The sequence below is a fragment of the Blautia sp. CGZ-1-C1 genome (assembly GCF_056504575.1).
In genome coordinates this window covers 19,280-35,135 of sequence record NZ_JBWLUT010000166.1, presented here as the reverse complement: position 1 = coordinate 35,135, position 15,856 = coordinate 19,280, and the positions used below count along the sequence as shown (strand labels likewise).

Here is a 15,856-nt window from a genome sequence, read left to right as displayed (position 1 = left end):
TGATTACAGAGAACATCCATTGACTTAATCTCACCAACTACAATGAACGAGAATATACCTCAAAGTTGTCATACTGCTAAGGATAGTTGCATGTGACAATTCTTGTAGATAAGTGTGAACACTACCGAAATAATTTTATATGAAATTACTATATGCCTATATGTGAATTACTCGATAACTAAGTTACCAGAACATCTGAATTAAGGCGGGATGCCGCCTTTTTCAGGGTGCATCCATGGCACCACTACTGTTTGCTCTTTAAAGCTATACAGCTACTTTTATTATTTCCGGTGTTTTCAGTCCGGTTACGGACAGTTCTTTTTTCCCGGATTACGTCCATTTCCATCAACAGTTGTCGTATGTTCTCCGTAATAAGTAGTACTGTAAGTAAGATCATACGCAGGACTTAATCTCCATACATCCTCTGTTTCGTTATACAGATATGTGAAATTTTTCGAATGATCATCTCTGTTATGGGCAAAAACATTAAAACACATACGCCGGAACATATTTTCCACATCATTTTTATTATCCCTGGTAAGAATCTTCATTAATTTCATTAAACTATGATAGTCCAGACTTGGCTGTTCAAAATCAAGCTCCAACAGTGCCGCTGCTGTCAGCATATGAATTTTTTTACACCCTGTTTTATCCAATCTTCTATCAAATCTTTTAGTACCGAAATATCCCTTACATCTCTCAGATGGAAATAATCTTGTCTCACTCATTATAATTCCGCATTGCATAGCGCACCGAGAATACTCGTATTCCATTTTTCCAGCATTTACTCCATCTACATGAGCTGGAAATTTAATAATCCATTCTCAAGCCATTCTTCACAATATTGAAATGCAGTTTTATATTCAGCCGTCATAGCCAATGTTCCCACAAGTTTTTCATCGTAAAACACCTGTAATACATTATCTCGACTCATTTATAACCTCCTGGATATTTCGATAAGGCACCTGTGTAAAAATATTTCTGAGTTCATCTGCAATATCCAGTGCCATCGCAATCTTTGTCAAGGATACCAGCGATATCTGTCCTGTCGTTTCGAATCTTTTAATTGAACCATAACTTACTCCACTCATAGATGCTAATCTTTGCTGGGAAATAGAACGTCTTTTTCTAATATTCCTGACTCGCTGCGCTAACTTCTGATCTAGTTCTTCAGCTGTTTCCCATATTAATTGTTCCATATTATCACCTCATTATAGATAATATTTTATTCAAAATTCGCATTTTATATCCATAATATATAATATATTATCTGATATTATTTTAGCATCTACAATCCAAAATGACAAGTTTTAGAATTAGGTGAATACTATTTTCAAACATAACAATAGCCTTGACCATACCAAACAATCAAGGCTATTATTCCCCTATTTTAATCCAGCTGTTTATTTTTATGAAAAAGCACGGTACAGATCAGTACGGTAAATGGCACTGAAAGTACGATTCCGAAACTTCCTGCAAGCCCCTGCATGATTGCAATTCCAATATTATTTGAATTAATAATCTGCTGATACGGAAGATCATATGCGTAATCAAGAAGAAGTGTACTGACGCTGCTTCCTGCAAATGCCAGGATAAGCGTATTACTGTCCGTTCCCATCATATCTCGTCCCACACGCAGTCCTGCTTTAAAAAGTTCTGTTCTTGTTAAAGAAGAATTCTGTTTATAGATTTCATCAATAGCACTGCTGATTGACATTGCAACATCCATAACAGCACCTAAACATGAAATCAGCAGACCTGAAAACAGCAATCCACCTACCTGGATGCGATTTGTATTCCAGAGAGTCATCAACGTCTCAATATCCGATACATTATATCCGGAAATTCCAGATGCCTTACTAAAACACCATGCGGAAATCCCGGCAAGAACTACTCCGGCAAGAGTTCCAAGCGTTGCGGCACACGTTTTTCGTGTAGGACCTCCGATAAGATACATGGTAACCAGTGTCGTAATAAAACATACAAACACTGCGGTCCAAAACGGTGAGTATTTCAGATACACAAGCGGCAGATATACAAAAATCACGCAGAAAAACGTAAAGACAAGTCCAAGGCAGCCTTTTATTCCCTGCTTTCCACCAATCATGCAAAGCGCTAACAGATAAATAAGTGCAAAAATATAAATAACCGATTCTCTATCCTGTGTATAAACACTGGCAACTGTAGAATCACCTGCAACACTCTGCATAACGATTACTTTCATTCCAGGTTTGCATGCCGCGCCAAATAAATACCCAGAACTACTTGTAATATCAAGTTCTTCTCCTTTTCGTACCCCTGTAAGCATGTGTACACGTACTTTCTGCTCTCCTACACGGGTTCCGTTTTCCTCCAGATTATCCTGAAGAATTTTCACCACTTTCGCTTTCTCAAATGTCTGCCCTGTCCGAACCACCAATTCTGTTTTTTCTACCTGATTCAGCCTGATAACAAAAACAGCGAACACACAGACAAGTAAAAAATAAATAAGATACCGGACTGCCTTTTTTCTGGTAAGTAGCCCGGTAAGTTTTATGTTTTTCATAGAATTTGATTTCTCAGATTCTGCTTTTAATTCTCAGATGTTTCAGCTACTGCATCTGTAGAAGTATCTGCATTATCTGCTGGTGTATCCGAAGAATCTGATGCTTCAGCGTCACTGTCTGTGGTGTCAGCAGAAGTGTCTGAGGTATCTGAGGAATTGTTCGTAGTATCTGTGCCCGTTTTTTTGATAGTAAATGTATCATCAATTGCTTCTGCCTTACCATCATCTGTAATCTGGTAAGTATCAATAGAGAATGCATCTGCTGTCAATGTAATGACAGAATAACTTGGAAGCCAGTTCTGGCTGCGGGCTGCCACATAATCCTGCTGAGTGGAAAGAAGTTCATAATACTTAGAACCTGAAGCGGAGTTTGCTGTCATGTACAGGATTCCCTGTGGATCTGTAACGGTATCTCCATCAACATCTTCGATTGTATAGCAGCTATTATCCTGATGGAATGCATCCAGTGCAGCCTGTGCATCTGTATCTCCTTCTTCCGGAGCAAGTGCGATCTGTTCCTGTGTATCTACATTTGTAGCATGATCCCAGTCATAATCTGTTCCATCTGCATTCAGACTGAACTCATATTTACCATGAGTCTGTCCATCACCGTAAAGCATTTTGGAACGACTGTATGTATGGTCATGTCCCTGAAGGACAACATCGATATCATTTGCATCAAATACAGGAGTAAGCTGTGTACGAAGGATCATACCATCGGTATCTGAATGATCAAGACCAGATCCGTAAATATCCTGATGAATGGTTACGATACGCCATTTTGCATCCGGATAAGCTTTGACAGCTTCTTCGATTGTTTTCTGATGTTCTGCCACGTTATAATTATTGGTATTTAAAACAATGAAAAGTCCCTCACCATAACTGTAGTAATAATCACCACCAGCCTGAGTTTTTCCATTCTCTGTATTATTCGGATTATTAAAGTGATACATGTAATCTTCATTTAAAGAATCATGGTTACCAATCGTAGTTGCCACTGCAAGACCTTTCAGCGCATCAGCACTCAGGTAGGAAGCATATTCTTCCTCTTTTGCTTCACCTGTTTTGTTAACCTGGTCACCTGCTGAGATTACAAAGTTAATATCCGGATTTTCCTCAAGTGCTGTATTCAGAGTACGATTCCATGAAAAGCCATCATTCTCTGCTGCTTTATTTGCCGCACCTGATTCATTGGAAAGCTCTGCGCCATTCTGAGTCTGACCTTTGGAAGCACCAATCTGCGGGTCGCCTACATAAAGGATCTTTACAGAATCTGTACTCTGTGTTTTATATTCACATACGTCTGTCTGCTCACCGTTTTTCTCAACTGTGTAATAATAAGTTGTATTCGGTTCCAGTCCTGTAACTGTTACATGATTATATTCATAAGCCTTATCTCCCGTAAGACTCTGATCTACGTCACCGGCAGTTCCCTCGAATGTCTCAAGATTATCTTTATCTGTTCCAAAATGAACTACAGGTGTTGCATCGCTGTCACCTTTCTCACTATACCATGCGAAATTCAGCTGAGTATCATCAGCACCAGGCGTAAGAGATACCTTTGTAAAATCAGCTGCTGTTGTTTCCCATGCTGCATCCCAGTCAGACCATCCAGAATCAGCACCAACCACGCTGCTGTCTGTATAATGATCTGTAGATGCATATGCTGCCGGACAAACCACTGTCATAGAAAGAGCTGTTAAAAGACCTGCAATTAATTTTCTTTTCATAATAATATACTCCTTTTCAAAAAATATTCTTGTTTTTCAGTCGTCGCATGAAGTATAGCACCCGAATTTTCTAAAAACAACAGATTTTCCTTATGTTTGACAGACATTTACATATTCCTTAACATAGAATCATAATTGTTAAAATCCGAAGTATAATTAACCATATTAGCCGCGAAATTCAGGTCATTTTATGGGACAGTCAGTAATTGTTCCAAATTATTTTGACAAAACAAATTTACCAGATTCAACCCATAAAAAAAGTACCTCCACCATGGGAAGTACTTTTTTAATAAACTTATACAAATGCCATCAAACTAATTATACACTTTAAATTATTTTATTTATCGCCTAACGCAACACTTTCTGCCACTGCATCCATCGCAAATTCTCTGGCGTCCTCTCCAAGCTGTACAAAGCCAGTATTGTCCAGTGCTTCTTCTGCAATGCTCACGCAATTATCTGCTTCTCTCTCCAGATTGTAAAGAATTCCGGAAAAGCCCATTGTTAATCCAGGATCACATTTCTGCTCTTTTACCCTGTTCAGATGTGCCTTATTAAACTTCTTTTCCGCCTTGTTCATCTTTTTCTTGTTCTTAAATACCTGTTCCGCCTGCTCGGAGCTTCCTTCTTTCACTGCTTCCATCGCCTGGTTTAACAGAATCCCATGTGATAGCAATGCAATTTCCCAGTTCTTCATTTGCAGTCGCAGAAAGTTTCATTCCCTTACTTTCAATCTGATTCCAGATTCCATCAATATCCTGACATCGATCTGCTATCCTCTGAATATTATTCGTCACATAAAGCAGTCCCGCAGTCTGTTCCGACTGTTGTTCTGTCAGATTACCACTGGAAAAAAGTCTGGTAATATATTCTGTCACATCTTCCTGTAAATGCTGTACAGTTTCCAGTTTTTTCTTAAATTTATCATATGCGGCAGATGTTTTTCCTACGCTGATCGCTTCTTTTAACTGTGTAAGCATAGTTGCAGCAAAACCTGCCAGATTTTCCAGTTCCTGTGATACCAGATACATAGCAGCCACCGGCTGGTCAATCATCTTGTTGTCCAGATATTTCGGCTCATAAGCTGCCTTGATTTTCTTATCTTTTCCCGGAATAATCGTAGTTACAATTTTAACTATCAACGGAATCAGTGGCAGCCACACCAGTGTACATACCACATTGAAAGTCGTATGCGCATTCGCAATTTGACGTGAAATTACCTCTACTTCGTTGCCTTTTGGTGAAATATACTGTACGAATTTCGCAAACCACGGAATCAGCCATACAAAAACAAAACTTCCTGAAATGTTAAAGATACTATGTGCGATTGCAGTACGTTTCGCATTCTTTGACTGTCCAATAGATGCCAGAAGTGCTGTAATCGTAGTACCGATATTATCTCCAAGCAAAATAGGAATCGCTCCTGCCAGACCTATCACACTTGTCACACCATCCGGTCCTGCCTGAGATGCAAAGTTCTGAAGTACTGCAATCGTAGCAGAAGAACTCTGCACTACCAATGTCATCGCCGCACCAAGAAGTACACCTAATACCGGAATGGAAGAAACTTTTCCCATAAGATCAGTAAAAACCGGACTGGTTGCCAGTGGTTTCATTACACTGCCCATAATTTCCTGTGACCAGTGCTCCTGCAAGCGCTCCCATGACCGGGTTCTTCGTAAGAAATCCCAGAATCTTTTTCATCTTTTCCCCGGCAGCTTTTTGCAGCGCATCACTCATGCTGTTCATTCCATAAAGAAATAACGCCAGGCCGCCAATCAGTCCAAAAATCACTTTTACATTTTCGTTCATTACCTGTTTTCTCCCTCTTCCTTTTCAAATACGTTCTGGTATTTCTTTCACGTTCATTTGTAAAATAAATACTGATACAAGTTCCTCATGCTTCTTGGTTTGCAACTTTATTAATTGTATCAGTCAGAAGAGGTTCCCTCTATCACGCTACGGTTTGAATAAGGTAAAATTACTGTAAAATATTACATTATAAATTTTTCTTTCGATATTCCGATGGTGTCTGCTTCAAGTGTTTCTTGAATACTTTAACAAAATAACTGTTATCTTTAAAACCACACCGATATGCTATTTCGTTAATTGTTAATGACGATTTTGCCAAAAGTTCCTGAGCATATTTTAACCGGTATAAGGTAACATACCCCATTGGCGACTGTGCATAGTACTTTTTAAAACATCTCCCAGCCTCGCTTCTGCTGATACCTGCAAAATCCGCCAGATTCTCCAGTGAAATTTCTTCCGCAAAATGTTCCTGTATGTAGCGTAGCATTTTTTGAATTCTTATCTGTGTCTGTTGATTTCCTTTGCTTGAATTTATATGAGAGAGTTCATTTTGATGGCAATACAAAATCTGAAATATGGATATCAGTTTTTGATGTATTTCAATTTCAGGGCATGCTGATTCTATTGGCTTAATTACGCAACGCTCAGTACTATTATCATTAACATTTTCATTTTCCGAAAGAAGTCCGTATATCTCAAACAAATGATTCAATAACGGTTTCTGCCATTCTACCGTTGAAGAAAGAATAAGATAAGGCAAATCCTGGTTGTTGAGTACAGGCGCAAAATATTTTTTAAAAACAGTACTTGTCATTGGTGCAAGTACTTCATCTGCAAATACAATATTGGGACACAGACAACATTTTCCAACTTCTGTCATACGATAACTGTGCATCTGTTCAGCTCCGATCAAAATTGACTCACCTTTTAAAAGGCGCAGATGTTTCTGTCCAATCTGTACTTCAATATCCTGATAAATTGCTGAAAAAATCTCATATCCCAAATGCCAGTGCAACGGCACCTGATAATCCGCCCACTGTTCCAAATTATCTACATAATATTTTATTGGAAAAGAAGAATCCTCAAACAGAAACATTTCCTGAAGCTGATGATCAAGCAGTATCGTATCCATATCTCTTATCTCTCCTTCTTTTATATTTGGGTAAATAATACCATAAATTGAGCAGATAAACCATAGAATCGCCTATGAGCAGGTGATATTATCTGGTAAAAAGGTAACTGTTCACACGCTACTATCCCGCGAGGCGTTTTGGCATGAAAATGCCAAAATCCCGAGACATGCAAGCCAAAATTCCATTGCCGCAGGCAATCTGGAATGAATTTTGGCTACGTTACTGAGAACGGAGTGAACAGTAACGTAAAAAGCGATTATTCACAATAATATATCCAAACGATATTGATATTTGAAAAGCAATGCAAAAAGATACGGAGGTAACATATTAAAATGGCAACTATTTTACTTATTTTTATCTACATTTTTTATATCGGTCTGGGAATCCCAGACTCTCTGCTCGGTTCTGCCTGGCCGGCTATTTATGGAGAATTTCATGTTCCAGTCTCATATGCCAGCATCATTTCAGCAATTATTTCCACCGGAACAGTTCTGTCCAGCCTTTTCAGTACAAGAATCATTGCCAAACTGGGAACAGCAAAGGTCACCGCTCTTTCAACGAGTCTTACCGCAATCGCTTTATTAGGTTTTTCATGTTCCCACAACTTTCTCTGGCTTTGTTTGTGTGCGGTTCCTTTAGGAATTGGTGCCGGTTCTATCGATACTGCATTAAATAATTATGTAGCACTCCGCTATAATGCAATGCAGATGAGCTTTTTACACTGTTTTTATGGCGTTGGTGTTACTGTCAGCCCTTACCTTATGTCACTTGCATTATCAGACAACCTGAACTGGCGTGGCGGATATCGAACTGTTTTTTATATCCAGCTTATAATTGCCCTCTTATCCTTTTTCAGCCTGCCTTTATGGAAAAAGGTCAAAGCAACGCAACAAGAAGACGACAATATTTGTGTATTGCCACTATTTCAGATGATAAAGCGTAAAAAAATATGGGCCTCCTGCGGTGTATTTGTTGGAATCAGTGCCTTAGAGTCCACCTGTCTGATCTGGGGAAGTACCTATCTTTCTGATACTATCGGATTATCCGCTGATATGGCTGCAGCATTGATCACCTTCTATTTTGCTGGTATGACTCTGGGCCGTTTTCTCTCTGGTCTGTTATCCTTGAGATTTTCTGACTGGAAAATTATCACCATAGGAGAAAGTATTATACTTGCAGCCGTATGTATTTTGCTGCTGACAAATACTGCTTCCTTTGCAGTACTTGGGCTTTTTCTGGTAGGACTTGGTAACGGCCCGATTTTCCCTAATATGACTCACTTAACCCCCATCCTCTATAAAAAAGAAACATCCCAGTCCATTATCGGAATCGAAATGGCATTTTCAAACCTGAGTATCATGCTTACACCGGTGCTTTTTGGTTTTCTGTCAGACATTACCGGTACTAAAATCTTCCCGGTTTTTATGGCAGTTATGTTTGCTTTTATGGCAGGATGCACGATTATACTTAAAACAGGCGATTCCAGGAGCCGTTAACAATCTTAACTCTATAAGCCTGATATTAATTTTAAAAGATTGCTGTTCTCACGCTACTATTCCGTACAAAATAAACAGCAACTTTAAAAGTCGATTTTGTGACTGTTTTTTACTGACATTTTTTCAAAAACACTTGACTTCCAGTACTCTTTAAGTACTAATATGTAATATACACAGGTATGTTTTCCGTATGTGTCAAACATATCTACATTGAATAATAATACATGTATTGACGCATCTATACTATGTTGCAATGCATGTATTATTGCATATAAAGGAGGAAATCGATAATGAAAACACGCAGATTGGGAAAGACAAATCTTCAGGTGAGTGAAATCGGCTTCGGTGGGGAATGGCTGGAACGTCATCCGGAAGAAGAGAGCATTGAGCTGATCCGCTATGCTTCTTCAAAAGGAATCAACATTCTGGACTGCTGGATGGCAGACCCGAAATCCAGAGATATCATTGGAAAAGGAATCAAAGAAAACCGAAGCCAGTGGTTCATTCAGGGACATATTGGTTCTACATGGAAAGACAACCAGTATTTCCGTACCAGAGATATGAAATATGTCCGTCCTGCATTTGAAGACCTGTTAAAAAGACTGCAGACTGATTACATTGATCTTGGCATAATCCACTACATAGATTCCGAAGAAGAATGGGAACAGATTCAACATTCCGATTACATGGACTATGTGATAGAATTAAAAAATACAGGCGTGATCCGCCACATCGGTATGAGTTCCCATAACCCTAAAGTAGCAGTCAAAGCTGCCGAATCCGGATTCGTGGAAATGATTCTTTTCAGCATCAACCCGGCTTTCGATATGCTTCCTGCAAGTGAAAATATTGATACTATGTTTGCAGATGAATTTGACAAAAATCTCAAGGGAATCGACCCGGACCGCGCACGCTTATATAAAGTCTGTGAGCAGAATGATGTCGGAATCACTGTTATGAAAGGCTTCGCCGGAGGACGACTGTTCGATGAGAAGCGTTCTCCGTTCGGTGTAACCTTAACACCAGTACAGTGTATCCACTATGCCCTGACCAGACCGGCTGTCTGTTCTATTATGTGCGGATATGATACAAAAGAGCAGATTGATGCTGCCACAGCTTACGAAAACGCTTCCGAGGAAGAAAAAGACTATGCATCCATACTTGCAAATGCCCCACTTCACTCCTACCGCGGAGAATGTACTTACTGCGGTCACTGCAAACCTTGCGTATCCGATCTGGATATCGCAATGATCAATAAATTCTATGATCTTGCAACTATGCAGCCAGCCGTACCGGCAACTGTACAGTCTCATTACGAACTTCTGAAACATAAAGCTTCCGAATGTATCGGATGTCAGGCATGTGAATCACGCTGTCCGTTCGGTGTTCCGATTGCTGCACGAATGAAAAAAACTGCTGAATTATTTGGTTGCTAATCAAATTTTTCTGTAAATACAAAAGCAGACAATTCCCGGAAACTCCGGATTTTGTCTGCTTTAATATTTTCCCTTTAATTTTCTTAGACAGTTCAAAAGTCATACTGTATTTCTAATAAACTATAAATTAGCAACGTTCTTTAGCATTCTTTTGTTCTGCGCGGTTAAGATATACATAAAATCCAATATTCAATACAACTCCCACCATAGTGGAAATCGGTGCTGCCAGACCAATCTTTGTCAGGCTGGCGTTTGGCTGGATACTCATAAAATATGCCAGCGGGAGACGTACCAGAAGTGTCTGGATCAGTCCCTGTGTCATAACCCAGATGGTCTTATTGTTTCCGTTGAAATAGCCAACCATACTAAAAAGAATCGCTGTCACAATGGTTTCCAATGCAAAGCCTTTCAGATAAGCATAACCATTCTCAATAACAGCCGCATCTGTGGAGAAAAATCCTGCAAGCATATCACCTTTGAATATAACAAGCGCAAATACCAGACATCCGACAACCAGACCGACTCCGATACCTGTAAACATAGATTTCTTCGCACGTTTTTTCTTTCCTGCTCCTATGTTCTGGGAAACAAAAGACGCCATGGACTGCATCAACGCACTCGGCACAAGCATCGCAAAGTTTACGATTTTACATGCAACTCCGTAACCGGAAGATGCTTCCAGTCCCAGACGATTGACAAACGCACATAATGCCAGAAATGAAACCTGTGTCAGAAACTCCTGAAGGGCCAGTGGTAATCCGATTTTCAGGAATTTTTTACACTGCGGATTCAGACGGAAATCTTTTCTTGCAATGCTAAACGGAAGTTCTTTCTTTATCAGAAGAACTACTGCAAACACCACACTAAGCGCCTGTGCAGAAACTGTCGCAATCGCCGCTCCTGCTGCATCCATATGTAATCCAGCCACGAGAGCCAAATCTCCAACCACATTTACGATACATGCAACCAGAACAAACAGCAGTGGTGATTTGCTATCTCCAAGTCCTCTGAAAATTGCAGATAGTAGATTATAAGCTACAATGAAAAAAATACCGCCTCCGCAAATACGCACATAGCTGGCAGTCAGATCAACCGCCTCTTCCGGTGCCTGCATAAGTATAGAAATCGGATGAGCAAAACATACCATTACGATAAACAAAACAACCGAGATGATGGTAAAAACAATCGCTCCTCCACCAATAACTGCTCCTATCTTTTCCGGCTTCTTTTCACCAAGATATCTGGCGATCAGAACCGTAATACCCATAGCAAACTGAACCACCACAAATGTAACCAGGTTCAGAACCTGACTTCCTGTGGAAACAGCTGAAAGTCCGGAAGTTGAACCAAATCTTCCCACTACCAGCAAGTCAACAGCACCGTAGGCCGCCTGCAAGATCAATGCCCCAAGAACCGGCATCATAAAAGCTACCAGTTTCTTCAGAATACTCCCTTGCGTGAAATCCGCTTTATCACTTTTCATAATGTTCTCTCCTCTCACTCATAATCTCATAAAATTTCCCGATCGTGCGAATCATGCAATCTGCATCTTCCTCTGAAATATCATCCAAATACGAAGATAGTTCATTGAAATAATGCTCATTATACTTCCGGGACAAAGCTTTTCCCGCTTCCGTAAGAGTAATAAAAGTGACACGACCATCATCAGGAGAGGATAATTTCTGGAGATATCCTTTCGTTTCCATTTCTTTTACTGTTCTGGTAACTCCCGGGCGCGGAATATTCAATGCGTCACTGATGTCTGATACTTTTACACAAATGCCCTGTTTTTCCAGCGCCTGGATTTTGTCCATATATTGAATGTAAGATGGCATAACACCTTGTGGCAATGGCGGAAGCATTTCCCGTATCCGCTTTGCCAGATAACAGGCATCAAACATTCTTTTGATTTTCTCATTTGTCATGTTATATGCTCCTTGTATAATTACCTTAGTTAATTACCATTGGTAATTATATGGGTGTTTTTCCGCTTTGTCAAGCAAAAAATATTACTGTTCACTCCATGTACAGTATCCAAAAAACTCCTATCCTACCCGATATACATAATTCTGACCATACCTCATTATTCTTGCATTATTCTTGCATTATTCTTGCATTATTCCTGGATTTTTATCGAAATTTCCGTAACATAGTCCTCAATCTGCTTTGCAGTGAAATTATCCACAACATAATATTCCAGATAATTTCCCTCTGTCTTGATCTTATGTTCTTTTATATATGCTAAAAGCCGTTCATAAGTCTCTCCAATATTTTCCCAATGACCAACATGATACGCACTGAGGTAATTTCCTTTCGGAAGCACGCTTACACTGACATCCTGTATTTTCTTCTGCAACAACAGAATGGCATTGTGATATCCATCATAAACAGAGTTTTCAATTTCCTGAGGAAATTGCATATAGGCAACATCATAGTCATATCCCCTGTCCAATTCTTCCAGCTTTGAAATCAGCTTATTAATTTTCAACATAAATTCTTTATCCGTAGTATCTGTATCGGTAAATTCTTCATATAAATAATATCTTTCCGGATGATAAATTACTTTTATCTCTGAAAAATCACATTTTTGCATATATTGAATCTTCGCTTTTCTCTGACTCATCCATTCTTTCATTGCAAGAAGCCTGCTTATTTCCTGGTCAATCTCTTTTTGTTTTACATCAAAAATCTTCATAAAATTTTCCGAACTTCTATGTTCCAGAAAATCCTTTATCTCTTGAAGTGACATCCCGGATTTTTTCAATAAAAGAATCGTATCCAAAGTCTCCATCTGGTAAATAGAATAATAGCGGTATCCATTCTCTCCAAGTATCTCCGGGCAAAAAAGTCCGATATCATCATAATGAAAAAGTGTATGCTTGGAGATCTTCATTAGCTTTGCAAATTCTCCTGTCGTCATATAAGTATCGCGAATCATAAAAAACCTCCTTGACTATAGGGTTACCCTATAGTATATGCTGAGAAAAGTCAAGAAAAATAAAAATGGAGGAATTTATGAGTACATCTATAAATCAGAACTTTACAACCCGAAGTCTGTTAAAGTTTGCGTTGCCATCTATTATCATGATGGTGTTCATGTCATGTTATACCATTGTTGATGGAATATTTGTTTCCAGATTTGTCGGAAGTAATGCACTTTCAGCAGTCAATATCGTATATCCGATAGAGGGTATTGTTGTTGCCCTTGCGACTATGCTTGCAACTGGCGGAAATGCCATTATCAGTAAACATTTAGGTCAGGGAAAGCCAAAAGAAGCGCGCGCATTTATGACCCAGTTCATTTTGATCGGATTAGCTACGAGTCTACTGATTGCCATTCTTGTTCTGCTTTTTCTCACACCTATCTGCAGGGCACTTGGCTCAACAGAAGCTTTACTTTCTGATTGCCAGAGTTATTTAAAAGTATTGATATTATTTGCACCAGCCTGTGTATTACAGATCTTTTTTCAGTCCTTTTTTGTTACAGCAGGAAAGCCTAACTTAGGACTGTTTTTGATGATTGGAGCCGGACTTTTAAACGGAGTTCTGGATTATATTCTGATCGTGCCTCTGAATATGGGTGTAAGCGGAGCAGCTATTGCAACAGGAATCGGCCAGTTACTTCCTGCGGTTGTGGGAATCCTTTTCTTCCTGAAACCACGAAGTGATTTATATTTCACTCCATTTCGCTTCCATTTAAAAGTGATCGGAGAGGCTTGTTATAATGGTTCTTCTGAAATGGTCAGCCAGCTATCCAACTCCATTGTAACTTTTCTGTTTAATATCATACTGATCAGGCTTGCAGGTGCATCTGGAGTTGCAGCTATTACTATCCTTTTATATGGACAGTTTTTATTTAATGCCTTCTTCATGGGGCTTTCTATCGGCGTCAGTCCTGTAATTGGTTTCCAGTACGGAGCCGGGCAAAAAGAACATCTTCGAAATACATATAAGATCATTATGAAATTTACCTGCATTTGTTCTGTGTTCATGGTTGTGTTATCGGTTCTGTGTTCCGGATTTATCGTATCCGTCTTTACCAAAGATTCGGCTACCTTTGAGCTTGCATCTGTCGGATTCCGCATTTTTGCGGTAAACTTTTTGTTCAGCGGAATTAACATCATTTCATCTGGGATTTTTACCGCATTATCGAATGGAAAAGTCTCTGCGATTATTTCATTTTCCAGAACGCTCTTTTTCCTGGTGATCTGCCTTGTGACCTTTCCGTATTTTCTTGGAATCACCGGCGTCTGGCTGGCTGTTCCAGCTGCCGAATTTCTGACATTGATTCTGTCGGGATGGATGCATTGGAAATATTTTATAAACAAAGCAAATAAACAATATTTTTAATAGTCATTTCTGAATTAGAGTAAACATCTTTTTTGTTTAAAATAACAAAGGCCTGTCTTGTATATTCCGGCAAGACAGGCTTCATATATATGTGTATGAAATTATTGGCTTTATTCGAATTGTGCTTGATACAGTTCTTTATCCTGTTCTTTAAATACGTTAAAGATTACTCTGTCAAATTCTTCCCCATGTTCTTTCAGAAAAGCAGTCACTGTATCAACTGCAATCTCAGCGGCCTCATCATTCGGGAAATGGAATTCTCCTGTGCTGATACAACAGAATGCAATGCTGCGGATGCCCTGTTCTAAGGCACATTTCAGCACACTTTCGTAGCAATTGCGCAAATCCTGACGCAGTTTATCTGTCAGTTTATATCCTACGATAGGACCAACAGTATGGATTACGTAAGCACATGGAAGATTATAGGCATGAGTCAGTGTTGCTGTTCCTGTCGGTTCCTGATAGTGTCTGCCATACTGCATCTTTTTATTTTTCATAATCGCATCACATTCATTTCGAAGCTGGATACCTGCTGCAGAATGGATGGCATTATCAATGCATCTGTGGCAAGGCACAAAGCAGCCAAGCATCTGGCAGTTCGCGGCATTGACAATCGCACCTACCTCAAGTCTTGTGATATCTCCCTGCCAGACTGAGATTTTATCTGCAAATGGATGACTGCTTCCATACTGTTCTTTTACAGTCGGAATACTGTCAAGGGAAACGATTCCTTTCTCTTTTGCATCTTCTGTCAGAAATTCGTTCTGAATCTTCAGGACAGTTTCACTGATACTTCCAGGCATACGGATATTCATCAGTGAGCGAAGTACAGTGCGTTTCTCTTCTTCTGAATCTCCCACCTGCAGGTTTCTGTACTCTCCCGAATCTTCCTTAAAACTCTCTACTAAATAATTTAGTCTTTCCTGCTGATTCATTTTTCCACCACACCCTTCTATCTTTTTTCTACAGCATTATAAGAACAGACAGCCATACAGTTTCCGCAATGCAGGCAATGTTCCTGGCTGATTACAAAAGGGGGTTTGCTTGTGTCGATATTTCTAACCTTTCCACGTACGGAAACTGCCTTTTTGCTCATAGAGCCTTCGCCGCCTGTCATTCCGCTGATTGCGATAAACTTCTGTTCCATCAGCTGTTCGTAAAAAACTTTTCCCTTTGCGGTCAGGAAATATAATCTGTTGTCATCGTGCAACATCATATCGATCACACGAGTTACAGGATGTCCCTCCGCGTCTACTGTTGCTACAACTGTTGAATGTATTAGAACCATAACTTGCCATCTTTTTCAAAACAGAACATAAATGGACGACATTTTTCTTTTATTTATCCTGTTTAT

At 39.5% G+C, this 15,856-nt stretch carries 16 protein-coding genes and 1 pseudogene; 3 read left to right on the top strand and 14 right to left on the bottom strand.

Annotated features, from left to right (window positions below):
- Window positions 1-317: 317 nt before the first annotated feature.
- The 9 genes and pseudogenes from AC058W_RS15490 to AC058W_RS15450 all read right to left on the bottom strand — a co-directional run.
- Window positions 318-824 (bottom strand): annotated as a pseudogene (locus AC058W_RS15490) (HipA domain-containing protein); the annotation flags it as partial.
- Window positions 794-934 carry a hypothetical protein gene (locus tag AC058W_RS15485; RefSeq protein ID WP_242986828.1) on the bottom strand — a complete coding sequence of 47 codons (141 nt, stop codon included), beginning with the start codon at window positions 932-934 and terminating at the stop codon, window positions 794-796. The pseudogene AC058W_RS15490 and the gene AC058W_RS15485, both read right to left, overlap by 31 nt.
- Window positions 921-1,199, bottom strand: a complete 279-nt coding sequence (locus AC058W_RS15480; RefSeq protein WP_117676786.1) for a helix-turn-helix domain-containing protein — start codon at window positions 1,197-1,199, stop codon at window positions 921-923. Before AC058W_RS15480 ends, AC058W_RS15485 begins: the two co-directional genes overlap by 14 nt.
- Window positions 1,200-1,390: 191 nt before the next feature.
- On the bottom strand, window positions 1,391-2,545 hold the full coding sequence (locus tag AC058W_RS15475) for a YibE/F family protein (protein ID WP_117676787.1): 1,155 nt from the start codon (window positions 2,543-2,545) through the stop codon (window positions 1,391-1,393).
- 26 nt (window positions 2,546-2,571) lie between these two features.
- Entirely contained in the window at window positions 2,572-4,275 is a 1,704-nt protein-coding gene (locus tag AC058W_RS15470; RefSeq protein WP_117676788.1) for a purple acid phosphatase family protein, read from the bottom strand.
- Between the two features lie 337 nt (window positions 4,276-4,612).
- Complete coding sequence (locus tag AC058W_RS15465; protein WP_479390279.1) at window positions 4,613-4,909, bottom strand: PhoU domain-containing protein; 297 nt, start codon at window positions 4,907-4,909, stop codon at window positions 4,613-4,615.
- Entirely contained in the window at window positions 4,869-5,903 is a 1,035-nt protein-coding gene (locus AC058W_RS15460) for a Na/Pi cotransporter family protein (protein WP_479390278.1), read from the bottom strand. The genes AC058W_RS15465 and AC058W_RS15460 overlap by 41 nt, the downstream gene beginning before the upstream one ends.
- A complete protein-coding gene (locus AC058W_RS15455) occupies window positions 5,857-6,087 on the bottom strand; it encodes a hypothetical protein (protein WP_242986832.1) in 231 nt (76 codons plus the stop codon). Before AC058W_RS15455 ends, AC058W_RS15460 begins: the two co-directional genes overlap by 47 nt.
- A gap of 187 nt (window positions 6,088-6,274) precedes the next feature.
- Window positions 6,275-7,219, bottom strand: coding sequence for an AraC family transcriptional regulator (locus AC058W_RS15450; protein ID WP_117676789.1), 945 nt, complete (start codon window positions 7,217-7,219; stop codon window positions 6,275-6,277).
- A gap of 333 nt (window positions 7,220-7,552) precedes the next feature.
- Here AC058W_RS15450 and AC058W_RS15445 point away from each other — a divergent pair, with 333 nt between their 5' ends.
- The gene (locus AC058W_RS15445) at window positions 7,553-8,716 is read left to right on the top strand and encodes an MFS transporter (protein WP_118247168.1); all 1,164 of its coding nucleotides are present in this window, start codon (window positions 7,553-7,555) and stop codon (window positions 8,714-8,716) included.
- 290 nt (window positions 8,717-9,006) lie between these two features.
- Window positions 9,007-10,152: an aldo/keto reductase gene (locus tag AC058W_RS15440; RefSeq protein ID WP_118411429.1), complete on the top strand. Its 1,146-nt coding sequence runs from the start codon at window positions 9,007-9,009 to the stop codon at window positions 10,150-10,152.
- Between the two features lie 127 nt (window positions 10,153-10,279).
- On the opposite strand, the gene AC058W_RS15435 is transcribed toward AC058W_RS15440, so the two are convergent.
- From AC058W_RS15435 to AC058W_RS15425, 3 genes are all read right to left on the bottom strand, one after another.
- Window positions 10,280-11,635, bottom strand: a complete 1,356-nt coding sequence (locus tag AC058W_RS15435; protein ID WP_479390277.1) for an MATE family efflux transporter — start codon at window positions 11,633-11,635, stop codon at window positions 10,280-10,282.
- Entirely contained in the window at window positions 11,625-12,077 is a 453-nt protein-coding gene (locus AC058W_RS15430; protein ID WP_118136357.1) for a MarR family winged helix-turn-helix transcriptional regulator, read from the bottom strand. The genes AC058W_RS15435 and AC058W_RS15430 overlap by 11 nt, the downstream gene beginning before the upstream one ends.
- Before the next feature lie 191 nt (window positions 12,078-12,268).
- Complete coding sequence (locus AC058W_RS15425; protein WP_117845477.1) at window positions 12,269-13,090, bottom strand: MerR family transcriptional regulator; 822 nt, start codon at window positions 13,088-13,090, stop codon at window positions 12,269-12,271.
- Window positions 13,091-13,167: 77 nt separating this feature from the next.
- Between AC058W_RS15425 and AC058W_RS15420 the strand changes: the two genes are divergently transcribed.
- Window positions 13,168-14,502, top strand: a complete 1,335-nt coding sequence (locus AC058W_RS15420; protein ID WP_117845478.1) for an MATE family efflux transporter — start codon at window positions 13,168-13,170, stop codon at window positions 14,500-14,502.
- 110 nt (window positions 14,503-14,612) lie between these two features.
- On the opposite strand, the gene AC058W_RS15415 is transcribed toward AC058W_RS15420, so the two are convergent.
- On the bottom strand, window positions 14,613-15,437 hold the full coding sequence (locus tag AC058W_RS15415) for a protein-ADP-ribose hydrolase (RefSeq protein ID WP_117845480.1): 825 nt from the start codon (window positions 15,435-15,437) through the stop codon (window positions 14,613-14,615).
- A 17-nt stretch (window positions 15,438-15,454) separates the two neighbouring features.
- Window positions 15,455-15,790 carry a pyridoxamine 5'-phosphate oxidase family protein gene (locus tag AC058W_RS15410; protein WP_118609818.1) on the bottom strand — a complete coding sequence of 112 codons (336 nt, stop codon included), beginning with the start codon at window positions 15,788-15,790 and terminating at the stop codon, window positions 15,455-15,457.
- Between the last annotated feature and the right edge of the window lie 66 nt (window positions 15,791-15,856).